We start from the raw sequence: 26,834 nt of genomic DNA on the forward strand, positions 1-26,834 counted from the left end.
GGCTGACGGTAATTTTAGCTGCGAAAAGCGCGGCAAGTGTGAAGGAACGAACATGTCTTCCATTCTGACAAACAATGGCGCGATGGTTGCTCTGCAAACCATGAAGTCCATCAACAAGAATATGGGCCAGGTCCAGGCCGAGATTTCCACCGGCAAGGCTGTCGGCAACGCCAAGGACAATGCGGCCGTCTGGGCCATCTCCAAGACGATGGAATCGGATGTCAGTGGCTTCAAGGCAATTTCTGACAGCTTGTCCCTGGGGTCTTCGACGATCGCCGTTGCACGCTCGGCGTCGGAACAGATCACCAAGCTGCTGGAAGAAGTGAAGGGCAAGGTTGTCAACTCGCAGGAAGACAACGTTGACCGCAGCAAGATTCAGGCTGATATCAGTGCTTTGCGTGATCAGATCAGCTCGATTGTCGGCGCTGCACAGTTCAACGGCCTGAACCTTCTGTCGAACAAGTCCAAGACTGCTGAAAGCGGCACGATCAACGTGCTGTCGTCGTTGGACCGTTCATCTGATGGCAGCGTTTCGGCGTCCAATATCAACGTCGGAAAAGCGGATCTGAGCACCACGACTTCGGTTGTCGGTGGTGCAGCTCTGGCGGCAGGTGCTGCATTGACGGCGAAGGCAACCGGTGCCGCAACCACAGCGGCAACGGCCCTGACGGGCGCTGTAACGGCGCCGACCACTGCGGTGACCATTGTCACAAATTCCGTCGCTGCAGGTGATGGCTATAACATCACGCTCACGGCGGGTGCGGCGGGGCTCTCGACGGCGAATACGGCGACCATCCAGGACATACGCTACGTCGCGCGCGATGGTGACACCGCGGCAGATGTCGCGAAAGGACTGGCTTCTGCATTCAATGACTATGCAAAGTCAAAAGGTCTGGAAACCCAGATGTCGGCAGCCGTCGGCTCCGGCGCCACTGCCAACCAAATTACCCTCACCGGCTCCACCACCGTCGGCAACAACGTTACCGCACAGCTCAATGTGTACGCGCCCGCTGGCAACACCATCGGCGGTGGTCTGGAGAAGCTGAGCAGCATTGATGTGTCCACCAGCGCGGGCGCTGCATCGGCGCTGGGGGTGATCGAAGGGCTGACTCAGACTGCAATTCAGGCGGCTTCTGATTTTGGTACCGCGCAGAAGCGGATCGAAATTCAGAATACCTTTGTCGGAAATCTGGTCGACTCGCTCAAATCCGGTATCGGGTCGATGGTTGATGCGAACATGGAAGAGGCATCGGCGCGCTTGCAGGCTCTGCAGGTGCAACAGCAGCTGGCCACGCAGTCGCTGTCGATCGCAAACCAGGCCCCACAGAGCATCCTCGCGCTGTTCCGCTGATGGTCCGGGCCGGGGGGGACCCCGGCCCACTTCCCTGACACATGATGGTGCAACGCGAAGGATTCGCTGTGAACGTGCTCATTCACCCGAAATCGGGCTACACGCGCCCGGATGCTACTCTGCGCCCGATGCGCAGTATCGAATACGACGCTTTTGCGCGCGTGACGCAAAGGCTTTCCATATCCTGGCAGAACCGGAAATCCGACTTCCCGGGGTTGGTGCAGGCTTTGACAGACAATCTTGGCCTTTGGTCCACACTGGCCGCAGATGTCGCGTCACCAGGAAATACCCTGCCATCCGCTCTACGAGCGCAACTCTTTTATCTATACGAATTTTCTGAAATCCATACGCGGCGGATTCTGGAGGGGAGTGCCGCGGTTGATGTCCTGATTGATGTCAATACTGCGATCATGCGCGGGTTGCGGGGACAAGGGGTCGCGACATGAGCGGTCTTGTTCTGAAGCTGGGTCCGCATGAGCGCGTGTTGATCAACGGGGCCGTCGTCGAGAACGGCGACAGGCGCTCACGCCTCGCCATAATGACGCCGAATGCGCATATACTGCGTCTGCGCGATGCGATACATCCGGAAGAGGTAAATACGCCGGTCCGCCGCATCTGCTACATTGCGCAACTCGTGCTATCCGGCGATGTGACGGCCAAAGATGCGCAACTGCAACTGCTGCGCGGGATTGAGCAACTGAGTCAGGTGCTCACTGATCCGGACAGTCGGCTTCAGCTGACGCTCGCAAGCAAGGCTGTTCTGGAAGATCAGCATTATCAGACTTTGAAATGTCTGCGCAGCTTGTTGGCCCGAGAAGAACGCCTGATGGCAGTTGGCCCGACGTGACCTATACGCCTATCATCCCCATTGGTGGCTACGCTGGCTGGGCCTTTCTGAAACGAACGATGGCGCAACAGACCAACGCATTCAATGCGCAAGCGTCAATAAAGCGTGACGAAGCCTATTTTCGTGAAAAGATTGGCAGCATCACCTCCGCCGAGCAGTTGGTGAATGATCCCAGGTTGCTGAGGGTGGCGCTGGGCGCTTTTGGGCTTGAGGCGGATATCGGGAACAAGTTCTTTATCAGAAAGGTTCTCGAAGATGGCACACTGAAAGCTGGCGCGCTTGCCAACAAGCTGGCAAATAAGCAGTATCAGAAACTTTCGACTACATTTGGCTTTGGAGACTTTAATACACCCCGTACAAAACTTTCAGACTTTGCTGACAAGATTCTTGGGTCCTACAAAACCCAGCAATTTTTTGTGGCAGTGGGCACCCAGAATGAAGACATGCGACTTGCCTTGAATATTGAACAGGAATTGCCTGTTCTCGCCAAAACGGAGGCCAGCACTCTATCCAAATGGTTCACTGTTATGGGCAACCCGCCATTGCGGAAAGTGTTTGAACGTGCCTTTGGTCTGCCAGTATCATTTGGGGCGATCGATATCGACAAACAGGCAGAAACGCTGCAGAATCGCAGCAAAGCAATGTTCGGCACAGACGATCTTTCACAGTTTTCGGATGGCGATAAGGTAGATAAACTTGTCAGACAGTTCCTGGTGCGATCCGAGCTTGCAGCCAGTTCTGCAAGTCTGAGTTCGGGGCAGGTGGCCTTGGCGCTTTTGCAATCCAATGTGTCCCGTTTCCGGTTGAATTGACGCTTGTGGAGCAAAGCCGATTACCCGTGAAGATAGTGGGTCAAACGGGCAAAGCTGGCCTGCACTCCTCCTGCAGGAGAATCTTCTGCAAGAAAGCTATCCAACCCTGGCCAAAGGCGGATTGCCTGATCGACCATCGGATCGCTGCCTTTTTCATACAGGCCCGCCTGAACCATCATTTCTGCGCGATCCCATGCCGATAGCAAACCTCTGGTGCGGGCAATAAGGGCATTTTCGGCCTCACTTGCCACGGCAGGCAGGCAACGGGAGACCGAGCGCAGCAGATCAACTGCGGGAAATCGCCCCCGCTCTGCGATCCTGCGGTCCAGAACGACATGACCGTCGAGCACGCCGCGCAGAATATCGGCGACGGGCTCTTCCATATCCGACCCTGCAACCAGCACTGTAAAGATGGCTGTAATATCCCCTTGCCCGTCAACACCGGGCCCCGCACGCTCTGCGAGGGCCATGATCGCGTGCTGAAGCGAGGGAGGATAGCCCCGCAAGCTTGGCGGTTCGCCTGCTGATAACGCAATTTCGCGATGCGCTTCGGCAAAGCGGGTGATGCTGTCGGCAAGGAGCAACACATTCAGCCCCTTGTCGCGGAAATGCTCTGCCACCGTAATCGCTGTCAGGGCGCAACGGCGGCGCAGCAACGGTGATCGGTCAGAGGTGGCGGCGATCACGATGCTGCGCTTCATGCCCTCTGGCCCCAGAACGCTTTCGGTAAATTCGCGCAGTTCACGGCCCCGCTCCCCGATGAGGGCAATCACCACGACATCGGCGGTGAGCGCCCGTGCAAAGCTGCCCAGCAAGCTGGATTTTCCGACACCTGACCCCGAAAAAAGCCCGATACGCTGCCCGCGTGCAATCGGCAAAAGCGTGTCAAACGCCGCCTTGCCGGTACTCAGCCGCTCGCCCAACCGCCTGCGCCGCGCCGGTGGTGGTGGGGCAGAGGAAAGACTGCGCAGCTCGGTTCCCGAAAACAGCGGCCTCCCATCCAGAGGTTGACCGAGCGGATCAATCACCCGGCCGATCCAGCTGTCGTCCGGCGCAATCCGGGCCGGGCCATGAAGCGCGATTTCCGCGCCAATGGCCAGACCATCCAATCCGTCATCTGGCAGGACGGTCAGGCTGTCGGGACCGATCCCGATAACTTCCCCCCCGCTGCGGTTCTTTGCACCTATGGCGATTCGGTCCCCCAACGCCGCCGCATGTTGCAGGCCACGGACTGAAATTGTTCCGCCCTCGGCCGTGCAGATCCGCCCGATCGGATGCGAAAGGCTGATGCGGGCGATCTGATGGCTCAGCGGGGTAAAAATGTCGGTCATGGGATTCTCCCTTTGTTCGGTGATTACGGTTTTTAAAGGAATCACCCCTAAGAACTGATGAAGCGGATCGAGGGAGAAGCCCCGGTGTTTGAAAAACTTGGATTGACCAGAATGGCACAGGCACTTGCAGCCCACGCGGGCTCTCGGGTTGAAGTGGTGGCGCGTAATGTGGCCAATGCTGATACCCCCGGCTTTCGGGCAATGGACCTGCCGGCATTTGCCAGCGTGTATGACGATGGTGGATTTTCACTTCGGGGTACACGTCCCGGCCACATTGTGAATGAAAACTCACATTCGTCATCACCCGTGATGTCCGGCTCCGGAATGGCCGTCAATGGCAACGATGTTTCCCTGGATCAGCAGATGATGAAGGCGATTGAGGCGCGCCAAAGCCACGAGATGGCATTGGCGGTCTATCGCAGCACATCTGCCATCATCCGCACATCACTTGGCCGGAACAATTGAGGGGAATGATATGACAGACCTTTTGCGGGCATTATCCCTCTCGGCCTCTGGAATGGAGGCTCAGGCCAAGCGGCTGCGGCATGTGTCCGAGAATATCGCCAATGCTGACACGCCCGGCTACCAGCGCAAACTGGTTTCCTTTCAGTCAGAGATGGAAACCGGAGCGGTTTCCGCAGGGCGTGTCCGTCTGGACAAGACGCCGTTGCCAAAACTCTTCGACCCCAGCCATCCTCTGGCTGATACGACTGGTCACTATGATGGATCGAATGTCGATCTGGTGATCGAAATCGCTGACGCGCGCGAAGCGCAGCGCAGCTATGAGGCGAACCTCAGACTCTTCGATCAGGCGCGCCAGATGACGCAGAGCCTGTTCGATCTCATCCGTCGATAGGAGATCCAGAATGGATATCAGAAAGTCTCTGGCCGCGCAGGCCTATGCACAGGCCCGTTCAACGGTGGTTCCAGAACCCCCCCCGAATTCAGCCGAGGAAGGGGCGGCGCGGTTTCTGGGCAGTTTTGCCGAAACCTTGTCGCGGGGCGAGGAAACGGCCCGCGCCGCAATGACTGGTGGGGCTGACCCGCATGCTTTGGTTGAAGCCCTGGCCTCATCTCAGAGCGCCGTGGAAACAGTGGTTACCGTGCGGGACCGTGTGGTTGAGGCATATCAGGAAATCCTGAGGATGCCGGTATGAGCAACCCGGCGACCGAGGGTGTCATCTTTGACATCCTGCGGCAGGGCCTCTGGATTGCCGTTACCATCTCTGCCCCACTTTTGATTGTGGCGCTGGTTGCGGGTGTGGTGGTGGGCCTGTTTCAGGCGCTGACCTCGATTCAGGAAATGACGCTGACATTTGTTCCAAAGGTGGGCGCGATGCTGATCGTTTTCTGGGTGTCGATGAGCTTTATGACCGCAACGCTGGTGACGTTCTTCAGCGATGCGATCATTCCTTTGATTGAGGGAAGTTGACATGGATACCCCCGGCTATACTGCCCTGACCCGGCAATCAGGCCTGATGCGCGAAATGCAGGTTGTTGCCAACAACATTGCGAATATTTCCACCAGCGGCTTTCGGCGTGAGGGGGTGGTGTTTTCCGAATACGTCACCCGGCTGGAAGGGGAGCCTTCGCTGTCGATGGCCCACGGAAATGCCCGCCATATTGATCTTGGTCAGGCCGGTCTGTCGCAGACGGGCGGCATCTTTGACCTGGGCCTTCAGGGCGAGGGGTTTTTCCTCATCGCCGCGCCCGAAGGCGAACGGCTGACCCGTGCCGGGAGCTTTTCGCCAAATGCTGAAGGTGTGCTGGTCAATCCAGATGGATATGCGCTGCTGGATGCTGGCGGAGCCCCGGTTCCGGCCCCGCTTGGTGCTGGTCCTGTCTCGATTGCGTCGGATGGCACCATGTCTGCTGATGGCCAGCCGATTGCCCAGATCGGTGTCTGGCGCCCGGTTGATCCGCTGTCGCTGCGCCATCAGGCCGGTACATTGTTTGCGGCAGATGACATCGAGCCGGCTGAAGGGGCTGTGATCCGGCAAGGGTTTCTTGAGGACAGCAATGTCGAACCCGTTTCTGAAATTGCCCGCATGATCACGGTTCAGCGGGCGTATGAGCTGGGCCAGAAGTTCCTCGATGCCGAGGATCAGCGCCAGCGCAATGTCATCCAGACACTTGGCCGATAGGAGAAGCCTATGAAAGCGCTGCAGATTGCCGCAACCGGCATGGCCGCACAACAAATGCGGGTCGATGTTGTGGCGCACAACCTCGCGAACATGTCGACCACAGGATATAATGCCCGGCGGGCCGATTTTGCCGATCTTCACTATCAGCAGCTGGCACGTCCGGGCTCTGTGTCCGCGAGCGATGGCACCTTGCTTCCGACCGGGGTGCAACTGGGGCTGGGGGTCAGGCCGGCCGCTGTGTCGGTCATCCTTGCGCAAGGGCCGCTGTCCCAGACCGGCGGCGATCTTGATGTGGCGATCGAGGGGTTGGGCTATCTTGAGGTCACGTTGCCGGGCGGCAATGCCGCCTATACCCGCGACGGCGCGCTGAAGCGCACCGGCGAGGGGCTGATCGTCGATTCCGAGGGGAATCAGGTTGCGCCGGGCATTACAATTCCTGCAGACGCGCGGTCCATTGCCATCAATGCAGACGGCGAAGTCTATGCTTACTTCGGGGACCGGGCAGAGCCCGAACTGCTGGGAGCCTTGTCGCTGGCGGGCTTTACCAACGAAAAGGGGCTCGAAGCCATTGGCTCGAACCTTTTTCTGGAAACCGAGGCTTCTGGTCCTCCGCTTCAGGCCGCACCGGGTGAAAATGGTCTGGGCACATTGCGTCAGGGCTATCTTGAAGAAAGCTCGGTCGACGCAGTCCGTGAAGTGACCGAGCTGATCAAGGCGCAGCGTGGGTATGAGCTGAACGCAAAAGTAATCACCGCTGCGGATCAGATGCTGTCAGCCACCACACAGGTCCGCTGATGCGCTGGCTTGTTCTTTGCCTTGTTCCCCTGCCGGTCTTTGCCGATGCGCTGATCCCGAACCGTATCATAAAGGCGGGTCAGGTGATTGAAGCGGCCGATATTTCCGTTGTGAATGCCGACATTCCCGGCACGCCAACCGATCCTGCCCTTGTGGCGGGCCAGGAGGCGCGCGTTGCGCTGTATCCGGGGCGGCCCATTCGCGACGGACAATTCGGCCCACCTGCGATTGTTCTGAGAAATCAGGTTGTCTCACTCACTTATGTCATGGGAACGCTTGCCATTTTTACCGAAGGGCGCGCGCTTGACCGTGGCGGCGCGGGCGATGTGATCCCGGTTGTAAACCTCTCTTCACGCAACACAGTGCAGGGGCGCATCATGCCCGACGGCACTGTGAGCGTTGTCCGGACAGAAGGATAGTCTAATGCGCGCTGCTCTATGTCTCATGCTCTTTCTGGCGGGATGCGGCTCACTTGACCAAGTGGGAAAAGCCCCGGATTTTTCGCCATTGGAAGGCAGCTATCAGCATCATGCGATGTATTCCAATGCCCTGCCAGATCAGGCCGATCCGGATGGCCCGACCGATGCCTCGTCGCTGTGGACCGCGAGCCGGGCCTCTTTGTTGGGCGACAGACGCGCTGGAAAGCGTGGCGATATTCTGACGGTTGTGATTGAAATTGACGACCGGGCAGAGATCTCAAACTCCTCTGACCGATCCCGTACGGGAAATCAGACGATGGGCATGCCCCAGCTTATGGGCCTTCCACAACGCCTCAATAAAGCCCTGCCCGAAGGGGCAACGATGGCAGACGCGGTGAATACAAACTCTTCGTCAACCTTTTCGGGCGACGGTTCGGTGTCGCGCAACGAAAAGATGACATTGCGTGTCGCAGCAACCGTGGTCGAAGAACTGGCCAACGGTGTTTTGCGGATCGAAGGACAACAGGAGGTCAGGGTGAATTTTGAACTCCGCGAGCTGATCGTGACCGGATATGTGCGCCCGGCGGATATCTCCAGAACAAACGAAGTGACCTACGATAAAATTGCGGGGGCGCGGATTGCCTATGGTGGCCGGGGGCAGATATCCGATGTTCAGCAGCCCCGCTATGGTCAGCAGATCGCCGACATTCTCCTGCCGTTCTGAGGACATAATGCGCAAACTCCTCCCTCTGTTGCTGATTTTGCTTGGTGCGGGTGCCGGAGTGGGGGCGGGGTTTTTCCTGCGTCCACCGCCTGCAGCTGCGGTAGAAGGCGAGCATGGCACAGAGGCCGACGCGCAAGAAGACCATGCAGAAGCCGCCAGTGATCAACTGCCGGAGTTTGTGAAGCTGAGCAATCAGTTCATTGTGCCTGTCGTCGAAAAGAACCGGATTGCCTCGCTGGTTATCCTTTCCCTCAGTCTTGAGGTGGAACCGGGGGGCACCGAGCGGGTTTTTGCGCAGGAACCCAAGCTGAGGGACGGGATTCTTCAGCTGTTGTTTGATCATGCGAACACCGGCGGGTTCCGGGGCTCGTTTACCGATGCAGACAATCTGGTCATCCTGCGCCGGGGACTGAAAGAGGTGGCGCAGCGTGTCCTGGGTGAGATGGTCAAGGATGTGCTGATTACCGATATGATCCGCCAGGACAGCTGACTGCCAATTTCAGGCGACCGATCCGGGCAACAGATTGGCAAGGGTCCGCTCCCTGACAGGGCGGGCCCTTTCTGGCATATTCGACTTCATAGATTCACAAATTGAATATCTTGGACGGCGACGGTCGGGAGCGTCTGGTTGCAAGCATGCCATTCCCTGTAATCGTGGATGCCGGCACGCGTCTGACCGGCCACGACGCACAGACCTACGAAATCACCGGCGCTTTGTCAGCTTGCCAAGAACTTCGGCCCGCCCGAAAGACTTTTGGGCATCGGACTTTGCAGCCATCCAGCTGACAGTGTCGCGGGCCAGTTGCTGGTTAAGCAGGATACGACGGTTCATGACCCAGAGGCCAAAGCGGTCTACGACCTGTGCGGCAGTCACAGGGTCCAGCCCGGTGGAAGGTTGCGTCTTGTCGAGGGCAGAAAGCAGCGTCTGAGTTCTGGCCTTTTGAGACGAGGCGAGTGTCAGACGGGACAGATCCCGGTCCCGCATCAGCTGCGCGATCTTTTCAAGCTTACGCAGGTTTTCCCGGGTGTTCATCTGGTGCGCGCCTTTGCCCGTTTGCGCATGGCTTCGGCAAAGCGTATCGCGGCCGCGACAGCGCGGTAGTGATCCCGCGCGATCGGCTTTCCGATCTCGACCATGGCAAACAGGGATCGTGCCGTGGGCGGGTCGGAATGGATCGGCACGCCATGCTCTGCCGCAGTCTCGCGGATGCGGCGGGCGATTTCATCAACGCCCTTGGCCACGACAATGGGGGCCGTCCGTGCGCCTTTTGTCCAGCGCAGGGCAACCGCATAGTGGCTGGGATTGACGATTACCACACTGGCTGTCGCCACTTCTGCCAGCATCTGATTCATCGCGATATCCTGCCCCCGTTGCCGCCGTTGCGACTTAGTATGCGGGTCGCCTTCGCTTTCTTTCATTTCATCCATCATGTCTTTGCGGGACATGCGGTTGCGCTGCAAAAGAGAGTGGTGCTGCCAAAGCAGATCAAGACCGCCGATAGCGGTCGTCACCAGAATGACAATCACCAGAAACTGGCCGAGCAGCGCAATCAGCTGAGTGAGCCCCTGGCGCGGATCGAGAGACACGGAGGCAAGGATGTTGTCAGCATGACTGATCAGGAACCAGCCAAGAGCGACCGACACGATCATCAACTTTGAGAAATTCTTTGCAAATTCGACCAGCCCCTCGGCTCCGAATTTCTTCTTTGCCGTCTCCCAGGGTGAAATGCGGGAAAGTTTTGGTGCCAGCTTGTCCGGGGCAAAGACGATTGCCTGAGTTGCAAAAAGCGCAAGCCATACAGCCGCCGCAGGAACCAGCAGCAGCAGCACAAAGGGCAGAACCGTTGACTGAAGCACACCACCGATGACAGGCCGTGAAGACTCCATTGCCAGCCGGGCAATTTCTGGCGCTTGACCTATCAGGATACTGGCGGCAAGTGCGGACTTTTCAACCGCGGGCGCCCCGGCCAGCACGGCGACAAACAGCCCGGCATAAGAGGCCGCGGCCAGCAGCTCGATTGATTTGGCGATGTCGCCTTGACGGCGCGCATCTGCCAGCTTCTTCTCGCTGGGCTCGTGTTCTTTTTCACTCGGGCTCTGATCGTCAGATTTTGACATCTGCGATCACGGTAGCGGGCCGGCGGGGGCGACAAGAAAGCTGTTCAAAGACTGAAGCCAGATTGCCAGGGCAAGAGGCGAGACCAGCGCAAGCAGGATCAGCCCGCCGAAGCTGAGCGCCGGGGCACCGATAAATGTAACCATCAGCTGTGGCATGGCGCGGTTGATGACCCCGAGGGCCACGTTGTAAATCAGGGATGCAATGACAAATGGCATCGCGATCATGAACGCCATGGCAAAGGCGCGCCCGGTCTGTGCGACACCCCATTCCGCCATCAGACCCGCAGAGGGCCATTGACCGGCAGGCAGCATGTCATAGCCGAGCAGGAGGTAATCCAGCACCCGCAGATGCAACCCTGCGGTGACGGCAAGCGCCAGCCCGGTGGTCACCAGAAGTTTGGAGATTGCGGGCTGCGCCTCTGCTCCGGCGGGAAACAGCTGCGACAGCGAGGTGGCGTTGGCGGCGATCGAGCCCGCAGTCATCAGAGACAGCACGAACAGGCGCACCATCAGGCCAAGCGCCAGACCGATTGCCACCTCGGGCGCAAAGCCGGTACTGAGCGGAATGCCGTTCAGCATGGGCTGGACGCCGGGGAACAGCGCGGCGGAGAGCATGACGGCCAGGACCAGCCTGATCCGGGTGGGGATTGTGGTTTCGCCAAAGGCTGGAAGTGTGGCCATTACCGCCCCGACACGCAGAAAAACCAGTGCCGCCGCCTCTGCCTGACCGGCGACCAGCGCATGAGAGGTCATCAGCAGGGTGAGGATCTCGTTCATTGCGGGACCAGACCCACAATGGCGGGCCGCGCTTCCAGCCCGATTTCCTCATAGGACAGGACTGGTGCGCTAAGCCCCTTTGCCGCCAGAACAGTGCGCACAAACCGCCGCCTTAATGTGGTTGTCACAACTGCTGCGGTGATGCCGCTTTCGGCGGCGCGGTTCAGCTTTTCGGCCAACAGACCAGACAAACGGGCAAACTGATCTGGCGGCAGGGCAATGTCGCGATGCCCACGCTCCCCGTCGATCTGATAGGTGGCAAAGGTCTTTTCCCACTCCGGCGCGATCTGGATCAGGGGGATCGTGCCATCATGGCGCTTCAGCTCCGAGACAAGCTGAAACCCGATCCTTTGCCGCACATGTTCGCAGATCGCTTCGGCGGATGGCAGGCCCCTGCCTTCGGCAATGGCTTCGAGGATCAGGGGCAGATTGCGGATCGACACCCGCTCATCCAGCAAAAGACGCAGGACTGCCAAAAGCAGGTCGACCGGCACCTTTTCCGGGATCATGTCATCCAGCAGTTTGCGGTTCGACTCGGCGCGGCTGGGTTCGGACACGTTGATGAATTCATCCAAGAGCCGCCGCAGGCCGCGCAAGGACAGCAGACGGGCGAGGTTGGCCCGGATCACTTCCATCAGATGGGTGGCGAGCACCTCGGGTGGGGAAACGACCGTCATGCCTGCGATCACGGCATCTTCCTGCTTTTCCGGAAGAATCCAGCGCGCGGGTGTTCCGTAGACGGGTTCGCTGACATCAATGCCATCGGGAGCCGGCATCCCCTCGTTCAGAAGGACAAGGCAGCGGTCTGGCATCAGGCGGTTGGTCACACGCTCCACCCCCTGAATGCGGATGCGATAGGTGCCATGCGGCAAGGCGGGTTCGTCGGTCAGCCGGATTTCCGGCAGGATCAGGCCAAAGCTTGCCGCGATATGGTTGCGCATGTTCCCGATGCGGCCATCGAGGCCCGTTGCGGGATCAAGCACCATCGCCACAAGGTCGGGTGAAAACTCCAGATGAAGCTCATCAAAATCAAGCACATCGCCCAAAGCCCGTTTTCGTTCGGGCTCGGCCGCGGGCAGCGGGGGCATCGCGGTCTGAATGCTTCGCCGATGGACCCAGAGTGCTGTACCGGCCAGCACCCCGGCCCCCAGAATAAAGGGCACAAACGGCATCCCCGGCACCAGCGCAAACAGCGCCATCAGAACGGCCACAGTGCCAAGCGCGCCGGGATAGCGCCCGAGTTGGGCAAAGAACGAAACATCTGCCGCGCCTTTGGTTCCCCCGCGGGCGAGCAACAGAGCCGCGGCCACCGAGATGATGACGGCAGGAATCTGGCTGACCAGACCATCGCCGACGGTCAGGATCGCATAGGTTTCAAAGGCCTGTGCGACCGGCATATCATGCAGGAACACCCCCATCACCAGACCCATGATGATGTTGAGCATGGTGATCAGCAGGCCCGCAACCGCATCGCCCTTTACAAATTTCGATGCCCCGTCGAGAGAGCCGAAAAAGTTGGTCTCGGCCAGTTCACGTTCGCGGCGCTCTTTGGCTTCGGCATGGTCGATGGCGCCTGCGGCCATATCGGCGTCAATGGCCAGCTGGCGGCCCGGCATCCCATCAAGCGCAAAGCGCGCCCCGACCTCGGCCATGCGGCCGGCGCCTTTGGTGATGACCATGAAATTCACGATCAGCAACACGCAAAAGATGACCAGACCCAGCAGAACATTGCCGCCCATGATGAAATTGGCGAACCCTTCGATCACCGCGCCGGCGGCGTCGGTGCCGGTGTGACCTTCGCCGATGATCAGTTTGGTTGAGGACACGTTGAGCGACAGGCGCAGCATCAGCGATGACAGCAGGATGGTCGGGAAGGCCGAAAAATCGAGCGGGCGTTCGATAAACAGCGTCACCGTCAGCATCAGGATCGCAAGCGCAAAGGACAGCGCCAGCCCGATGTCGAGCATCCAGGCCGGAACCGGCAGGATCATCATCACGATGACTGACATCAGGGCCAGTGCCAGCAGAATGGTCGGGCGAAACAGAAGGGCGAGGCGGGCTTGGGCGGTCATTCTGGCTACCGGAACAAAGGGACGGCAGCGCGGTCAGACAGCGTAGTCACCAGCGACCCATGCGCCCCGGCAACGCCGGGCATCAGCAGGGGATAGCGGTTGTCACCGGAAGCCGTCTGCAAAGGGACTGAGGCGGGCGTCTGCAATGTGGTATCCATCAAGGCGGAGACCTTTGCCAGATAGGCCGTTGCTGCCCCGCTTTGCCGTGAATGATAGGCCCCGATCGCATCATCCCACGAGCCGAATTCCTGATACAACTGCAACAGAAAGCGCGCCGCGTAGAGCGCGTTTTCCGCCGGGTCAAACATCGCCTCTAACGAGGCGAACTCTGTGCCATGCCAGCGCATATTGATCTGAAAGCATCCGACATCAATGTTGGTTTCGCCATTGCTTAGGGCGAACGAGACGTGATCCACTGCATCAGATTTTGACTCAAAGAACGAACCGGACCCGGCCTGATTGACTGCCCAAGGCCAGGGTGCAAGCACCCCGCCTATGGTGCGCCCGGTTTCGACACGCGAAATTGCCAGAAGTACAGGGACGGGAACACCGGTGATCTTGGCTGCCCTGCTACCTGCCGTGTCACACAGGTTTTGGCTGTCATGCGACGTGCTGGCACGGGTGCTGGCAATCCCCATTGCCAAAAGACCCGCCACCAGCGAAAGAACCCGGAACACCACCAAAGTCGCAGTCTGTCGCATAGCAGTCTGTCGCATCGGTTTCACCTGCCCGGATGACACGCACCATTCTGATGCTGTGACGACCATACGAAGCGAATCTTTCGAAATCGGAAACACCATGCGATAGGATGCGGGCTTGACCCTGCCTTTGGCCTCGTTACCCTTGCGCCCAAGGGTGGAGGCAACCCACAGAAGACGGAGCAGATGAATGACCCAACGGCTACACCTGGTGTTTGGGGGGGAACTTGTGGACCCTGCCAAATCGACGTTTGCAGATGTGAACGACATCCATATCGTGGGCATGTTCCCCGACTATGCCTCGGCGCACAAAGCGTGGAAGGCAGAGGCACAACGCACCGTCGACAACGCGCATATGCGGTATTTCATCGCTCACATTCACCGTCTGCGGGATGAAGCGCAGGCCGGATCGGCTACGGAAGAACTGGGCCGGTAATGTGCCGGGCATATGGTGCATTCGCTTGGTCTGACACTTTATAACCTGCGGCCCCGGCGCGATCCTGCGTCCGGGGGTGTCTGGCCAGAACGCCCCTCCGGGCGGTTGATATGGATGCATGCGCCCTCTGCCGAAGCGGCCCGCGGATTGCTGGAACTGGCCGCCCGTCTGATCGAGGAAGACCGCCTGACGGTCCTGTTTACCTGTGCCGAGGTGTTGCCGGCCCGGAAGGGTCTGGTCAGGCTGTTGCCGCCCGATGACCGTCCGGCCGAGGCCCGCGCTTTCCTTGATCATTGGCGGCCAGAGATTGCGATCTTTTCAGATGGCGAATTGCGCCCGGCCGTACTGCACGAAGCGGCGGAGCGTGGGGTGCAGCTGATGATGGTCGACGGGCGCGCGCCCTATGTGCTCAAGGATCGCAACGGGTGGTATCCGGGTCTGATGCGGTCCGCCCTGCAAGGATTTGCCCACGTCCTGACATTGGACGAGGCGTCGGCCCGCGCCTTTCGCAAGGGCGGGGCGGCCCTGTCTGCGGTGGGTGTGACCGGACGGATGGAAGAAAACAGTGCCGCCCTGCCGTGTCTGGAAGCGGAACGCGCAGCACTGGCAAAACTGCTGGCCACCCGCCCGGTTTGGCTGGCCGTGGGGCTGCCCGAGGCGGAAGAAACGGCCGTCATCGCGGCACATCGCGCGGCACAAAGCCTTGCGCACCGTCTGCTGCTGATCATCGCGCCCGAAGATCCGGCGCGGGCGGGCGCTCTGGCCAGACGATTGGCCGACGACGAAGGCTGGATCGTTGCAGAGCGCTCTGAGGATCAGGAGCCGGAGGCTGATGCCGAGGTTTTCGTCGCCGATGGCATGGCCGAGCTGGGTCTGTGGTACCGGTTGGCGCCGATCACCTTTATGGGGGGCAGTCTGGCGGGGCAGGGCTGTGTGCGCAACCCGATGGAACCTGCGGCGCTTGGCTCTGCGATTCTGTACGGTCCGCGCCCGGGCGTGTTTGGCGGCACTTTCGGCCGGCTTGGTGCTGCCCGTGCGGCCCGTGCTGTGGGCAGCGCCACGGATCTGGGCGAAGCCCTGTCTGATCTGTTGTCGCCGGACCGTGCGGCGCGGCTGGCTCAATCGGCGTGGATGGTGGCGTCAGACGGGGCGGATGTGACCGAGCGTGTTATCGCGCTGGTCCGCGAGGCCGTGAAAGGGGAACCATGATGCGCCCGCCTGCATTCTGGCAAAATCCGCCTGAGGCACCGGGACTTGTGGCGCGGCTGTTGCAACCTTTGGGCATTGCCTATGGCGCGGCAACGGCCCGCCGGGTGGCGCAAGACGGGTATAGGGCCGCTGTTCCGGTGATTTGCATCGGCAATCTGAATGTGGGCGGCACCGGCAAGACCCCTGCGACCATCGCACTGCTGTCACGGGTGCAAGGCGCGCATGTGGTGTCCCGGGGCTATGGCGGGGCGCTGGAAGGCCCGGTTCTGGTAGACCCGCAGCGGCACGCGGCGGCGCAGGTCGGGGATGAGCCGCTGCTGTTGGCAGCCTTTGCGCCAACTTGGGTCGCCAAAGACCGCGCGGCAGGTGTCCGGGCGGCAGAGGCCGCGGGGGCAAGGATCATCCTGATGGATGATGGCTTTCAGAACCCTTCGGTTCACAAGGATCTGTCGCTGGTCGTGGTCGATGCCGGGCGTGGCTTTGGCAATGGCCTGTGCCTGCCTGCCGGACCGTTGCGGGAGCCTGTCACGGCGGGTCTTGCCCGGGCGCAGGTGCTGCTGTCGATTGGCGGGGTTGAGGCGCAGGAAAAATTCGTCCGGCAATGGGGATCGGTGATTCCCATCCCGCAGGTGCAGGGGGAGCTGAAGCCCTTGCAAATGGGCATGGACTGGCACGGTCAGCGCGTACTCGCCTTTGCCGGTATCGGCCACCCGGACAAGTTCTTTGCCACCCTGCGCAGTCAGGGAGCCGAGATCGTGCGGGCGGTTGCGCTGGATGATCACCAGCCGCTGTCAGACACCCTGTTGCGTCGGCTGGAGGCCGAGGCCGATGGGTTGGGGGCCCAGCTTGTGACAACGGAAAAGGATCAGGTGCGCCTGCCGCCCGTGTTCCGGCCAAAGGTTCTGACCCTCGTTGTCCGGCTGGAGGTCGCGGATTGGTCGGTTCTGGATGCGGCGATTGCGGGGCTGCGCTAAGCTCCGCCTGCGGCTTTGTCAGCCCGCTTCGGCCTGATGCTCGCCCAGCTTCGGTGCCGGGCGGTCCAGCGCAAGGTCGGCCCCGGAAAACCGGAACGGTGAACGCACACCCGGCACCCCACCCGGGGCGATCTGCATGCCGCGTGCCACGATCTGCGGATCGGCAAACACCTCTCCCAGATCATTGATCGGTCCGGCAGGCACCCCTGCCACTTCGCAAGCGGCGAGCAGATCGGCCTTTGTCCATGTCCTTGTGGCTGCGGTCAGCCTGACCGTCAGCGCCTCCCGGTTCTGCACCCGGTCGGCGTTGGTGAGGAAATCCGGCGCAGTGGCCATATCCTCCAGCCCGAGGATCGTGCACAGCCGCTGATACTGGCCGTCATTGCCCGTGGCCAGGATCAGCCAGCCATCAGCGCAGTCAAACACCGCATAGGGGGCCAGATTGGGGTGGGCGTTGCCCATCTTTTTCGGCGCGATGCCAGTGGTCAGATAGTTCATAGACTGGTTGGCCATGGTCGCTGCCGCCACGTCCATCAACGCCATGTCGACATGCTGGCCGATGCCAGAGCTGTGTCGCTGATGCAGGGCCGCCAGAATGGCCGTCGCCGCATAGATGCCGGTGAAAATGTCGGTGACGGCCACGCCGACTTTTTGCGGTTGCCCATCGGGTTCGCCGGTCACGCTCATCAACCCGGCCATGCCCTGAATGATGAAATCATACCCGGCGCGATGGGCATAGGGGCCATCCTGACCGAACCCGGTGATCGAGCAATAGATCAGCCGCGGGTTCACCTTTTGCAGGCTGGCGTAATCCAGCCCGTACTTGGCCAGCCCGCCAACCTTGAAATTCTCGATCACCACATCCGCATCCGCAACCAGAAGGCGCACCATGGCCTGACCTTCGGGCGTGCGGAAATCGCAGATGACAGACCGCTTGCCCCGGTTGGTGGCATGGAAATAGGCGGCAGACCGGTCGCCATCCCGTTCGATGAACGGCGGCCCCCAGCGACGGGTATCGTCACCTTCGGGGGCCTCGACCTTGATCACATCCGCGCCCAGATCGGCCAGCGTTTGACCAGCCCACGGGCCCGCAAGAATGCGGGCCAGTTCAATGACCTTCACACCAGCAAGCGGCGTGGTCATTCCTTGGCAAGCTCTGCGTCAAGGATGGTTTTCAGATCGGCATAAGACATGTTTGCATGCTTGGTGCCATTGATGATCAGCGTCGGGGTGCCCTGCACCTCATACTCTTTCATCACGGTTTCATAGTGATCGACCATCGCCTGCGCCGTGGCACCGTCCTGCATGCAGGCGTCAATCTGTGCATCATCCATCCCTGCGGTGCGGCCAATCTTTTTCAGATTGCCGACCACCACATTCGGATCATCCGAAGCGGTCCAGGTCTGCATGTCCTTGTACAGCATCTCCTGCACGCCGAAATACTTCATGTCGCCGCCGCAACGGGCCACCATGGCTGCCCACAGACCGTAGCGATCAAAATAGACCTCGCGGTAGACAAAGTGGATCTTGCCGGTGTCGATGTAGTCTTTCTTGAGGTCTTTGAAGACATTGGCATGGAAATTCGCACAATGCGGGCAGGTATAGGACGCATATTCGATCAGCGTCACCGCCGCATCGACCGGACCCAGCGTCATGTCCTTGATCTCGACCGCCTGCGCTTCAGCCGCTGGCGCCGTTTCCTGCGCCTGTGCGCTGGACACCGGCAACAGCGTCTGGCTGACATTGCCAGCTGTCATCGACCAAAGGCCAAACCCGCCTGCAATGACAAGGGCCGATGCGGCCAGAATGGTTTTCTTTGACATTATTTCTCGCCTTCTGTCGTCTTGCGACGGTTTAGGATGTTTTCGGCCAGCGCTTCAAGCGCCGCGCGCAGGCCGGGGTCATGAATCGGGGCCACAGTTTCACTCGCCTCGGCCTTGATGGCCGGGTCGGTTGCGGGCGGGGCCTTTCGGGCGGGCATGAATTCGGCCTGACCTTCGGCAAATCCGATGGGGGCGGTCTGGGTCAGCAGAATGCGCGAAATGGCGTTGTAGCCATAGATCGCGTTCACCTTGGTCCGGATGACTTCTTTCTGCATTTCGATCATCGGCGCCATCGGCCCGGTGGTGAGCAGCGTCAGCGTGCCGCCAAAGCCGTCGCGGCCATAGCCGACCTTCACCGGGCGGGTGCATTTGGCCAGATCTTCGCCCACAACCTCTGTCCAATGGGTCAGAAGTCGCGCAATCGCAAAGCCGCGCGATTCCCCTGCCGTGCGCACCGGCTCTTTCATCAGCCCGAAAGCTGGTTCAAACCCGCGCATCCGGCGCGATTGGTTCTGGTAAGGGGTCGTGTTGCGGGCCATCTGGTATCCTGTGACTCTGCCGCTATCTTATCCCGTCAGGACAGCGCCGCCAGAGGCAAGACAGGACAAAGGGTATAAAGATTGCGTGACGCCGAGTTGAGCGACCTGCTGCTGCGCTGGTATGACCGCCATGCACGGGTCATGCCGTGGCGGGTGTCACCGCAGGATCGCAAGGGCGGCACCGTGCCAGACCCGTACCGGATCTGGCTGTCCGAGGTGATGTTGCAACAGACCACGGTTGCGGCGGTCAAGGATTACTTCCACCGCTTCACCGCCCGCTGGCCCACGGTTACCGATCTTGCGGCGGCGCGGGATGAGGATGTGATGGCCGAATGGGCGGGCCTTGGTTACTACGCCCGCGCCCGGAACCTGCTGAAAGCTGCACGCGCGGTGGTCGCGGATCATGCGGGCGTGTTTCCGCAAACGCGCGACGGTTTGCTCGGCCTGCCCGGCATCGGACCCTATACCGCAGGTGCCGTGGCCGCGATTGCCTATGATGAGGCGGCGACGGTGGTGGATGGCAATGTCGAACGGGTGATGGCACGGCTCTTTGCGGTGAACATACCGCTTCCAGTCGCCAAGGGAGAACTCACCGCGCTGGCGGGCTCGTTGACGCCCGCCACCCGACCGGGAGACTATGCGCAGGCCGTTATGGATTTGGGAGCCACCATCTGTACCCCGCGCAATCCGGCGTGCGGGATTTGTCCTTGGGTTCACGCTTGCACCGCACGGGCAGAGGGTCTTCAGGCCGAACTGCCCCGCAAGCTGCCAAAGGTGGAAAAGCCGGTGCGTCGCGGCACACTCTGGCTTGCGACTCAAGGCGACAGGGTCCTGCTGCAACGCCGCCCCGACACGGGTTTGTTAGGCGGCATGCTGGGATTTCCCGGCGACGGTTGGGATGGTGCCGGAGGTGACGCCCCTGCCATCGCCAGCTGGAGCGAGATCGGCGAAATTCGCCACACATTTACCCATTTTCATCTGTACCTGACGCTGCAAGCCGCTGAACTGCCAGCCGGGTCGGTCGTATCGCGCGGGCATTTTGTCTCGCGTCATGATTTCAGCCCTGCTGATCTGCCCACAGTGATGCGCAAAGCTTATGACCGCTGGCGGGACAGTTTGTCCTGTTGAGAAACCTCCCACGCTGGCACATCGTCTGCCCGCAAACACACGGCTTAACATGTCAGACCACCCGCGTCAGAAGATCGGATTTATGCAGGCCATGCCGTTCTGGCTGACGCTGGGCATCGTGCCGCTGGCGCTGATCGGGGCCACTTTCGGCGGGTGGTATACCGCTTTGGTTCCGGCCTATTCGCTGGTGATCTATTCGTCGCTCGACGCACTGACCGGCCGGAACGAAGGCAACGCCGACCCCGAAACCCCCGATGCCATGCTGTTCTGGTATCAGCTGCTGACGCTGATCTGGCCGCCGATCCAGATGGCTATCCTGTTCGGCACGATCTGGTATGCCACCCATACCAGCCATCTGTCCGGGTTGGAGCTGGCTGTGCTGTTCTTTGGCATCGGCATCGTCACTGGCACGGTGGGGATCAACTACAGCCACGAGCTGATGCACCAGAAAAACAAGCTGGAGCGTTGGCTGGCCGATATTCTGCTGGCGTCGGTGCTGTACTCGCATTTCCGGTCCGAGCATCTGCGCGTTCACCATATCTATGTCGGCACCTGCCGCGACCCGGTTACCGCGCGCTATAATGAGGGGTTCCACCGCTTTTTCCCGCGCGTGCTGCGTCAAAGCCCGGTATCTGCCTGGCGGGCCGAGGTGGCGATGCTGGCGCGGCGCGGAATGCCGTGGTGGCACCGCAGCAACCCGTTCTGGCGCTATGCCGCGTTGCAGGCGGGCATGCTTATGGCTGCCTTTGCGCTGGGCGGCGGGCTTGGCCTTGGGCTGTTTGTCTGGCAGGCCGCCGTCGCCATCTGGCAGCTGGAGGCGGTGAATTACGTTGAACACTACGGCCTGACCCGGCGGCATCTGGGCAACGGCAAGTATGAACATGTCAAACCGCATCACAGCTGGAACGCATCGCACACCGCGTCAAACTGGCTGCTGATCAACCTGCAGCGCCATTCCGACCACCATTTCAAGCCCGACCGCCGCTTTCCGCTGTTGCAGACCTATGACGAAGATCAGGCACCGCAGCTGCCGCTCGGCTATCCGCTGATGGTGTTCATTGCCATGAACCCGCTGTGGTGGCGGCGGATGATGAACCCCCGTGTGCGGGCGTGGCGCAAGTTTCACTATCCGGACATCACCGACTGGAAACCCTATAACAAGGCGCTGAATCCGCCGCCGCGCTGATCCGACCAGCCCCGCCACCAAGGCGCGGCTGGCCGATATGCCTCAGATCACACCCGCTCCAGCGCGATGGCAATGCCTTGTCCGACGCCGATGCACATTGTGGCAAGCGCGCGCCGCGCGCCGGTCTGCGCCAGTTGCAGCGCGGCGGTTCCGGTGATGCGGGCCCCCGACATGCCCAGCGGATGACCCAGAGCAATCGCCCCGCCATTTGGGTTCACGCGCGGATCGTCATCGGCAATGCCAAGCGCGCGCAGCGTGGCCAGGCCCTGCGCGGCAAAGGCCTCATTCAGCTCGATCACATCCAGATCGGCGGGGGTCAGCCCCAGCCGCGCCAGCAGCTTTTGCGAGGCCGGTGCGGGACCGATGCCCATGATCCGGGGCGGCACGCCCGCAGTCGCCCCACCCAGAATGCGGGCAATCGGGGTCAGCCCGTATTTGGCTGCCGTCGCGGCATTTGCAAGGATCAGGGCCGCCGCGCCATCATTCACGCCGCTGGCATTGCCTGCGGTCACCGAGCCATTGGCAAACAACGGCTTCAGCTTGGCCAAAGCGTCGGGCGTGGTGGCGCGGGGGTGTTCGTCGCGGTCCACCACCAGCGCATCGCCCTTGCGCTGCGGAATGGTGACCGGGATGATCTCGGCGGCCAGTCGTCCGTTGGCCTGTGCGGCCGCCGCTTTGGTCTGTGACGCAAGCGCCATGGCATCCTGCGCCTCGCGGTCGATGCCATAGTCATCGGCCACATTCTGCCCGGTCTGCGGCATCGAATCCGTACCATAGGCGCTGTGCATCGCCGGGTTGATGAAACGCCAGCCGATGGTCGTGTCATAGACCGCGGTATCGCGGCTGAACGCGCTGCCAGCCTTTGGCATGACAAAGGGCGCACGGCTCATGCTCTCGACCCCGCCTGCGATCATCAGGTCAGACTCGCCCGCCGCAATGGCCCGCGCGGCCATCAGCACCGCATCCATGCCCGAGCCGCACAGACGGTTGATGGTGGTGCCGCTGACACCAACCGGCAAACCGGCGAGCAGCAACGACATGCGCGCGACGTTGCGGTTGTCTTCGCCCGCCTGATTGGCGCAGCCAAAGATCACGTCATCGACCGCTTCCCAGTCCACACCGGCGTTGCGGGCCATCATCGCGCGCAAGGGGACGGCCCCCAGATCATCGGGGCGGACGGTGGCAAGGCTGCCCGCATAGCGCCCGATCGGGGTGCGGATATAGTCGCAGATGAAAACCTCGGTCATGATCGGATCAGCCTTTTACAACGCAGGAACATCAAGATCAGCCACCGCACCATCGCGGTGTAGGGTGGCCCCGGTCACCGCCTGCAGATCCTCGACCGAAAGTGAGGCCAGCTTTTCCCGCAGGACGAAATGGCCGTCAACAATGTCTATCACCGCAAGGCTGGAGTAAACACGGGTCACACAGCCCACCCCGGTCAGCGGCAGCGAACAGCGCTGCACCAGTTTTGGCTTGCCATCCTTTGTCACGTGATCGGTGATCACGGCAACCGTCTTGGCCCCATGCACCAGATCCATCGCGCCCCCCACCGCAGGCACGCCGCGCGGCCCGGTGGACCAGTTCGCCAGATCGCCGGTTTCCGCGACCTCATAGGCTCCGAGGATCGCCACATCCAGATGCCCGCCGCGCACCATCGCAAAGCTGTCGGCGTGGTGGAAAAAGGCCGTGCCCGGCTTGATCGTCACGGCTTTCTTGCCGGCGTTGATCAGATCCCAATCCTCGGACCCCGCTGCAGGGGCCTCACCAAAACCAAGGATGCCGTTTTCGGTGTGAAAGATCGCCTCGCGCCCCGGTGGCTGGAATTTTGCCACCATCTCGGGAAAGCCGATGCCAAGGTTGACATAGGCGCCATCGGCAATGTCCTGCGCCGCACGCCAGGCCATCTGGGTGGGGGTGAGTTTTGGGGTCATGCTGTGGCCTCCGGATAGACCGCATTGGCGCGGTTCAGGTCTTCTTCCTGCTGCGGGTCCGGCACCTCGACCACGCCCTGCACAAAGATGCCGGGGGTGATCACCGACTCGGGGTCGATCGCACCGGGGGCGACGATCTGCGACACCTGCACAATAGTCGTGGTCGCAGCCATGCACATCAACGGGTTGAAATTGCGCGCCGCCATCCGGTAGGTCAGGTTGCCCAAGCGGTCGCCATGATGCGCCTTGATCAGGGCGACATCGGCCCTAAGCCAGCGTTCCTGCACATAAGAGCGACCCTCGAACACCTCCACCGGCTTGCCCTTGGCCAGATCGGTGCCAAAGCTGGTCGGGGTGTAGAACGCCGGAATGCCGGCGCCACCCGCCCGGATGCGTTCGGCCAGTGTGCCCTGCGGCACCAGTTCCAGCTCGATCTTGCCCGCCAGATAGCGCTCGGTGAACACCACCGGATCGGCCGAGCGCGGGAAAGAGCAGATCAGCTTGGCAACCATCCCGACCTCGATCAGCGCTGCCAGACCGACATGGCCATTGCCCGCGTTGTTGTTGACCACCACCAGATTCTTCGGGTGGCCGGTCGCCAGAAACCGGTCGATCAGGGCGTGGATCAACTCGATCGGCGCGCCAGAGCCGCCAAAGCCGCCGATCATCACGGTCATGCCATCGTCAATGCCCGCCACGGCGGCGGCAAGACTGGGAAGGGTTTTGTCCATCAGGAATCTCCATCGGGCGCAGGTCATGGCCCGGGTTCGGGGCCTTGCTATGGGCATGGGGTAGCGGGGAATCCGGATTGCCGTCCACTCAATTTGTGCGATATGGTGCATTTGTTTACATATCGCACAACGGATGGGGTCATGACCATTGCAGAACGGGACATCATGGGCGGGCTTGCCAAGGGTCTGGCGGTGATTGAAACCTTTACCGCCGCGCGCCCGCGCCAGTCGATTGCCGAGGTGTCAGTGTCCTCCGGGCTGGACCGGGCCACGGCACGGCGCTGTCTGCTGACGCTGGCGCATCACGGTTATGCCGATTGGGATGGCAAGTTCTTTACCCTGACCCCACGCGTCTTGCGGCTGGGCACTGCCTGCCTTGCCACCATGCCTTTGCCGCAGATCGTCCAGCCGGTGCTGGATGACCTGTCGGACCGGATCGGGCAAAGCAGTTCGGTGTCCATCCTTGACGGGGCCGAGATTGTCTATGTCGCACGCGCGGCCCAGAAAAAGGTCATGTCGGTCGGCTTGATGCCGGGCTCACGCCTGCCTGCCCATTGCACCAGCATGGGCCGGGTGTTGCTGGCCGCCCGGCCGGAACAGGAGGTCCGGGATCTGCTGGCAGCTCACCCTCCCACCGCCCGTACCCGGCTGACCCGCACCGGGCCGGAGGAGATCATGGCCGAACTGGCGCAGGTGCGGGCACAGGGCTACGCGATTATTGATCAGGAAGTAGAAGTGGGCTTGCGGTCATTGGCTGTGCCACTGTTTGACGCCCATGGCCGGGTGATTGCAGCGCTGAATGTCGGCGTCGCGGCCATTCACGCCGAACCCGGGCAGCTTGTCGCGTTGTATCTGGGCGCGTTGCAACGGGTTCAGGCAGACCTGCGCCCGATGCTACGCTGAGCGCGGGCAAAACTGGCAAGGCATAATGCTGGCTGACAGGATCAGATCAGTCCGGTCCAGATGGAGGCCGATGGTCATTGCGACAGGGTATTGTTGTGACTCTCATCACCGCTGCACGATCTGGGAACCTGCATCAGATCGGGTGCCTGTTAATGAATGATTCACCATTCGCTGCAAGGATGCTGCAGGTGTCACAGCGTCGATGTCCGGGGCGTCAGTTACCCCCGTCCAGTACGCGGCGCTCGGCATGGTTTTGTTGCTAACAATGCCTGAAAGGACTGCTGGACGCGCTTGATTAGACCAATATCTATACATTATGATGTAATTGCTAGCTTAAGTATGCAGTGCCCGAAGGCCTGATAGCAGGGGGCGACGAATCCCAAGCAAGGTGCCTGTCAAAGGCCTGACGGCAATCTGAAGGGGGGCGAACTACCCTTGATGCCAGCTTGAGGGCTCATCCGGAACACCAGACCGGCTGTGACTTGCTGTGCCGGCGTTCACGCAAAGGATGCAAGGGAGAGATGTCATGATAGCTGCCTATGTGTTGATCGCGGCAATCGGGGGATTGCTCGGCTTTTCCGCAGGGCTTTTTCTCGAAGTGCCGTTCTTGACATCATTGCTGTTCTATCCCGCCGGGGGGGCGATGCTGATTGTACTTTCAGTCATGTGGCAGCAGATCAAAGGATGGAAAAATCCCGAAGTCTGTCAGTCCGTTAATGGCGCAGAGCATGCGCAGCGCCAGAGACTGAAAGGCGGCGCCTGAACAGCCAGACCCGCGCTTGCCACTAGTTTTGTGGCAACTGTCCGCGATTGGCCAGCGCCTCCTCAGACCTGTCTGATTTCAATTCCGGTTGGCAGACCAGATCGAACACGCGCTTCGCGTCCTGTCCGGCTACGCAAGACGGCTCGATTGCCGCAGCTATATACAGTTTTTCCTGAGCCCTTTCCCAGAGTTCCGGCACTTCATCGGGGTTGCCGGTTCGTCAGACTCTGACCCGCAGCTGCGTTTCGCAATGCGCCGTCTATCCCTCCTTTTTTAATGCTTCAAACCGGGAAATGGTCGGCGCGACTCGGTTGACATATCCAATAGTATGTATGTAAATTACATACTATTGGATGAGGTTGCAGCGCGTAACCCATACTTCCCTATGATACCCTTTCGGGGCATTAAGACTGGAGCAAGCAATGGCACAAAGTGTAATTCAGGCAGGCACGATAAAGGATGTGTCCATTCATGCCCTGCCGGGGGACGTGCAGCAGTATATGAAGTCGGGCAATGACCTGGTCGTGCAGATGACCAACGGCGACTCGATCCTCGTCCAGGGCTTTTATAGCCCCGCCGCCAATGGAGACCCCCATCTTCTGGTGCTGGGCGACGGCAAAGTTGTAAACCCGGTGCCGGATGAGGACGACCCTGCGGCGGGCCTCGGGGCGGGTATGCTCAATACGGACGAGCTGATCGCTCTTGGCGTCGCCGGCCTTGGCGCAGGGCTGATTGCGACGAGTGGCGGCGGTGGAGCCGATCTGACTGATCCGACCGATGGCACCGATCCGACGGATGGCACCGACCCGACCGACGGCACCGATCCAACCGATGGCACCGATCCAACGGACGGCACCGACCCGACAGACGGCACCGACCCGACCGATGGCACCGACCCGACGGATGGCACCGACCCGACGGATGGCACCGACCCGACAGACGGCACCGATCCGACAGACGGCACTGATCCAACGGACGGCACCGACCCGACAGACGGGACCGATCCGACCGATGGCACTGATCCAACCGATGGCACTGATCCGACCGATAGCACCGATCCGACCGACGGTACGGATCCGACCGACGGCACCGACCCCACAGACGGGACGGATCCGACCGA

33 protein-coding genes are annotated in these 26,834 nt (G+C 60.7%); 21 read left to right on the forward strand and 12 right to left on the reverse strand.

The window, feature by feature from the left end:
* Positions 1-52 precede the first annotated feature (52 nt).
* The 4 genes from J2X53_RS18275 (at position 53) to J2X53_RS18290 (ending at position 3,010) form a co-directional block, all read left to right on the forward strand.
* Complete coding sequence (locus J2X53_RS18275) at positions 53-1,351, forward strand: flagellin (protein ID WP_349038936.1); 1,299 nt, start codon at positions 53-55, stop codon at positions 1,349-1,351.
* A gap of 68 nt (positions 1,352-1,419) precedes the next feature.
* Positions 1,420-1,797, forward strand: coding sequence for a flagellar biosynthesis regulator FlaF (gene flaF, locus J2X53_RS18280; RefSeq protein ID WP_349038937.1), 378 nt, complete (start codon positions 1,420-1,422; stop codon positions 1,795-1,797).
* Positions 1,794-2,198, forward strand: a complete 405-nt coding sequence (gene flbT / locus J2X53_RS18285; RefSeq protein ID WP_349038938.1) for a flagellar biosynthesis repressor FlbT — start codon at positions 1,794-1,796, stop codon at positions 2,196-2,198. Before flaF ends, flbT begins: the two co-directional genes overlap by 4 nt.
* Complete coding sequence (locus tag J2X53_RS18290; protein WP_349038939.1) at positions 2,195-3,010, forward strand: DUF1217 domain-containing protein; 816 nt, start codon at positions 2,195-2,197, stop codon at positions 3,008-3,010. Before flbT ends, J2X53_RS18290 begins: the two co-directional genes overlap by 4 nt.
* A gap of 20 nt (positions 3,011-3,030) precedes the next feature.
* On the opposite strand, the gene J2X53_RS18295 is transcribed toward J2X53_RS18290, so the two are convergent.
* Positions 3,031-4,341, reverse strand: a complete 1,311-nt coding sequence (locus J2X53_RS18295; RefSeq protein ID WP_349038940.1) for a FliI/YscN family ATPase — start codon at positions 4,339-4,341, stop codon at positions 3,031-3,033.
* A 57-nt stretch (positions 4,342-4,398) separates the two neighbouring features.
* Between J2X53_RS18295 and J2X53_RS18300 the strand changes: the two genes are divergently transcribed.
* Genes J2X53_RS18300 through J2X53_RS18340 form a run of 9 tightly spaced genes read left to right on the forward strand, consistent with a single transcriptional unit; the run spans position 4,399 to position 8,913 of the window.
* Entirely contained in the window at positions 4,399-4,806 is a 408-nt protein-coding gene (locus J2X53_RS18300; RefSeq protein ID WP_349038941.1) for a FlgB family protein, read from the forward strand.
* 10 nt (positions 4,807-4,816) lie between these two features.
* Complete coding sequence (gene flgC / locus J2X53_RS18305) at positions 4,817-5,197, forward strand: flagellar basal body rod protein FlgC (protein ID WP_349038942.1); 381 nt, start codon at positions 4,817-4,819, stop codon at positions 5,195-5,197.
* A 10-nt stretch (positions 5,198-5,207) separates the two neighbouring features.
* Positions 5,208-5,498: a flagellar hook-basal body complex protein FliE gene (fliE, locus tag J2X53_RS18310; protein ID WP_349038943.1), complete on the forward strand. Its 291-nt coding sequence runs from the start codon at positions 5,208-5,210 to the stop codon at positions 5,496-5,498.
* The gene (locus tag J2X53_RS18315) at positions 5,495-5,773 is read left to right on the forward strand and encodes a flagellar biosynthetic protein FliQ (RefSeq protein WP_349038944.1); all 279 of its coding nucleotides are present in this window, start codon (positions 5,495-5,497) and stop codon (positions 5,771-5,773) included. Before fliE ends, J2X53_RS18315 begins: the two co-directional genes overlap by 4 nt.
* Before the next feature lies 1 nt (position 5,774).
* Complete coding sequence (locus J2X53_RS18320) at positions 5,775-6,485, forward strand: flagellar hook-basal body complex protein (protein WP_349038945.1); 711 nt, start codon at positions 5,775-5,777, stop codon at positions 6,483-6,485.
* A 9-nt stretch (positions 6,486-6,494) separates the two neighbouring features.
* A complete protein-coding gene (flgG, locus tag J2X53_RS18325; RefSeq protein ID WP_349038946.1) occupies positions 6,495-7,280 on the forward strand; it encodes a flagellar basal-body rod protein FlgG in 786 nt (261 codons plus the stop codon).
* Complete coding sequence (flgA, locus tag J2X53_RS18330; protein WP_349038947.1) at positions 7,280-7,699, forward strand: flagellar basal body P-ring formation chaperone FlgA; 420 nt, start codon at positions 7,280-7,282, stop codon at positions 7,697-7,699. The genes flgG and flgA overlap by 1 nt, the downstream gene beginning before the upstream one ends.
* A 4-nt stretch (positions 7,700-7,703) precedes the next feature.
* Positions 7,704-8,423 carry a flagellar basal body L-ring protein FlgH gene (gene flgH, locus J2X53_RS18335; protein WP_349038948.1) on the forward strand — a complete coding sequence of 240 codons (720 nt, stop codon included), beginning with the start codon at positions 7,704-7,706 and terminating at the stop codon, positions 8,421-8,423.
* A gap of 4 nt (positions 8,424-8,427) precedes the next feature.
* Positions 8,428-8,913, forward strand: coding sequence for a flagellar basal body-associated FliL family protein (locus J2X53_RS18340; RefSeq protein ID WP_349038972.1), 486 nt, complete (start codon positions 8,428-8,430; stop codon positions 8,911-8,913).
* A gap of 213 nt (positions 8,914-9,126) precedes the next feature.
* Here J2X53_RS18340 and J2X53_RS18345 read toward each other — a convergent pair whose 3' ends face one another.
* The 5 genes from J2X53_RS18345 to J2X53_RS18365 are packed head-to-tail and all read right to left on the reverse strand — an operon-like array spanning position 9,127 to position 14,106.
* On the reverse strand, positions 9,127-9,456 hold the full coding sequence (locus J2X53_RS18345; protein WP_349038949.1) for a hypothetical protein: 330 nt from the start codon (positions 9,454-9,456) through the stop codon (positions 9,127-9,129).
* Complete coding sequence (locus J2X53_RS18350) at positions 9,453-10,541, reverse strand: flagellar type III secretion system protein FlhB (protein ID WP_349038950.1); 1,089 nt, start codon at positions 10,539-10,541, stop codon at positions 9,453-9,455. The genes J2X53_RS18345 and J2X53_RS18350 overlap by 4 nt, the downstream gene beginning before the upstream one ends.
* A 6-nt stretch (positions 10,542-10,547) precedes the next feature.
* The gene (locus J2X53_RS18355) at positions 10,548-11,318 is read right to left on the reverse strand and encodes a flagellar biosynthetic protein FliR (RefSeq protein ID WP_349038951.1); all 771 of its coding nucleotides are present in this window, start codon (positions 11,316-11,318) and stop codon (positions 10,548-10,550) included.
* Complete coding sequence (gene flhA, locus J2X53_RS18360) at positions 11,315-13,390, reverse strand: flagellar biosynthesis protein FlhA (protein ID WP_349038952.1); 2,076 nt, start codon at positions 13,388-13,390, stop codon at positions 11,315-11,317. Before flhA ends, J2X53_RS18355 begins: the two co-directional genes overlap by 4 nt.
* 5 nt (positions 13,391-13,395) lie before the next feature.
* A complete protein-coding gene (locus tag J2X53_RS18365; RefSeq protein ID WP_349038953.1) occupies positions 13,396-14,106 on the reverse strand; it encodes a transglycosylase SLT domain-containing protein in 711 nt (236 codons plus the stop codon).
* A 172-nt stretch (positions 14,107-14,278) separates the two neighbouring features.
* On the opposite strand from J2X53_RS18365, the gene J2X53_RS18370 reads away from it, so the two are divergent.
* The 3 genes from J2X53_RS18370 to lpxK are packed head-to-tail and all read left to right on the forward strand — an operon-like array spanning position 14,279 to position 16,707.
* The gene (locus tag J2X53_RS18370) at positions 14,279-14,524 is read left to right on the forward strand and encodes a DUF4170 domain-containing protein (RefSeq protein WP_349038954.1); all 246 of its coding nucleotides are present in this window, start codon (positions 14,279-14,281) and stop codon (positions 14,522-14,524) included.
* Between the two features lie 12 nt (positions 14,525-14,536).
* Complete coding sequence (locus J2X53_RS18375; protein WP_349038955.1) at positions 14,537-15,733, forward strand: glycosyltransferase N-terminal domain-containing protein; 1,197 nt, start codon at positions 14,537-14,539, stop codon at positions 15,731-15,733.
* Positions 15,733-16,707, forward strand: a complete 975-nt coding sequence (gene lpxK, locus J2X53_RS18380; protein ID WP_349038956.1) for a tetraacyldisaccharide 4'-kinase — start codon at positions 15,733-15,735, stop codon at positions 16,705-16,707. Before J2X53_RS18375 ends, lpxK begins: the two co-directional genes overlap by 1 nt.
* Positions 16,708-16,725: 18 nt before the next feature.
* Here lpxK and J2X53_RS18385 read toward each other — a convergent pair whose 3' ends face one another.
* The 3 genes from J2X53_RS18385 to J2X53_RS18395 are packed head-to-tail and all read right to left on the reverse strand — an operon-like array spanning position 16,726 to position 19,069.
* Positions 16,726-17,850: a CaiB/BaiF CoA-transferase family protein gene (locus J2X53_RS18385; RefSeq protein WP_349038957.1), complete on the reverse strand. Its 1,125-nt coding sequence runs from the start codon at positions 17,848-17,850 to the stop codon at positions 16,726-16,728.
* Positions 17,847-18,530 carry a DsbA family protein gene (locus tag J2X53_RS18390; protein ID WP_349038958.1) on the reverse strand — a complete coding sequence of 228 codons (684 nt, stop codon included), beginning with the start codon at positions 18,528-18,530 and terminating at the stop codon, positions 17,847-17,849. Before J2X53_RS18390 ends, J2X53_RS18385 begins: the two co-directional genes overlap by 4 nt.
* Positions 18,530-19,069 (reverse strand): DciA family protein, encoded by a 540-nt coding sequence (locus J2X53_RS18395; protein ID WP_349038959.1) that lies wholly within the window; start codon positions 19,067-19,069, stop codon positions 18,530-18,532. The genes J2X53_RS18390 and J2X53_RS18395 overlap by 1 nt, the downstream gene beginning before the upstream one ends.
* Before the next feature lie 81 nt (positions 19,070-19,150).
* On the opposite strand from J2X53_RS18395, the gene mutY reads away from it, so the two are divergent.
* Positions 19,151-20,197 carry an A/G-specific adenine glycosylase gene (gene mutY / locus J2X53_RS18400; protein ID WP_349038960.1) on the forward strand — a complete coding sequence of 349 codons (1,047 nt, stop codon included), beginning with the start codon at positions 19,151-19,153 and terminating at the stop codon, positions 20,195-20,197.
* Between the two features lie 49 nt (positions 20,198-20,246).
* On the forward strand, positions 20,247-21,383 hold the full coding sequence (locus J2X53_RS18405) for an alkane 1-monooxygenase (RefSeq protein WP_349038961.1): 1,137 nt from the start codon (positions 20,247-20,249) through the stop codon (positions 21,381-21,383).
* A 47-nt stretch (positions 21,384-21,430) separates the two neighbouring features.
* On the opposite strand, the gene pcaF is transcribed toward J2X53_RS18405, so the two are convergent.
* The 3 genes from pcaF to J2X53_RS18420 are packed head-to-tail and all read right to left on the reverse strand — an operon-like array spanning position 21,431 to position 24,048.
* Positions 21,431-22,630, reverse strand: coding sequence for a 3-oxoadipyl-CoA thiolase (pcaF, locus tag J2X53_RS18410; protein WP_349038962.1), 1,200 nt, complete (start codon positions 22,628-22,630; stop codon positions 21,431-21,433).
* A gap of 15 nt (positions 22,631-22,645) precedes the next feature.
* Entirely contained in the window at positions 22,646-23,317 is a 672-nt protein-coding gene (locus J2X53_RS18415; RefSeq protein ID WP_349038963.1) for a 3-oxoacid CoA-transferase subunit B, read from the reverse strand.
* Positions 23,314-24,048: a 3-oxoacid CoA-transferase subunit A gene (locus tag J2X53_RS18420; RefSeq protein ID WP_349038964.1), complete on the reverse strand. Its 735-nt coding sequence runs from the start codon at positions 24,046-24,048 to the stop codon at positions 23,314-23,316. The genes J2X53_RS18415 and J2X53_RS18420 overlap by 4 nt, the downstream gene beginning before the upstream one ends.
* Before the next feature lie 141 nt (positions 24,049-24,189).
* On the opposite strand from J2X53_RS18420, the gene J2X53_RS18425 reads away from it, so the two are divergent.
* The 3 genes from J2X53_RS18425 to J2X53_RS18435 form a co-directional block, all read left to right on the forward strand.
* A complete protein-coding gene (locus J2X53_RS18425; RefSeq protein ID WP_349038965.1) occupies positions 24,190-24,951 on the forward strand; it encodes an IclR family transcriptional regulator C-terminal domain-containing protein in 762 nt (253 codons plus the stop codon).
* Between the two features lie 526 nt (positions 24,952-25,477).
* Entirely contained in the window at positions 25,478-25,714 is a 237-nt protein-coding gene (locus tag J2X53_RS18430) for a hypothetical protein (protein ID WP_349038966.1), read from the forward strand.
* 422 nt (positions 25,715-26,136) lie between these two features.
* Positions 26,137-26,834, forward strand: a 698-nt coding sequence (locus tag J2X53_RS18435; RefSeq protein WP_349038967.1) for a BapA prefix-like domain-containing protein, incomplete at its 3' end; no start/stop codon positions are given.

Source organism: Pseudotabrizicola sp. 4114 (assembly GCF_031457365.1).
In the GTDB taxonomy this organism is placed as follows: Bacteria; Pseudomonadota; Alphaproteobacteria; order Rhodobacterales; family Rhodobacteraceae; genus Pseudotabrizicola.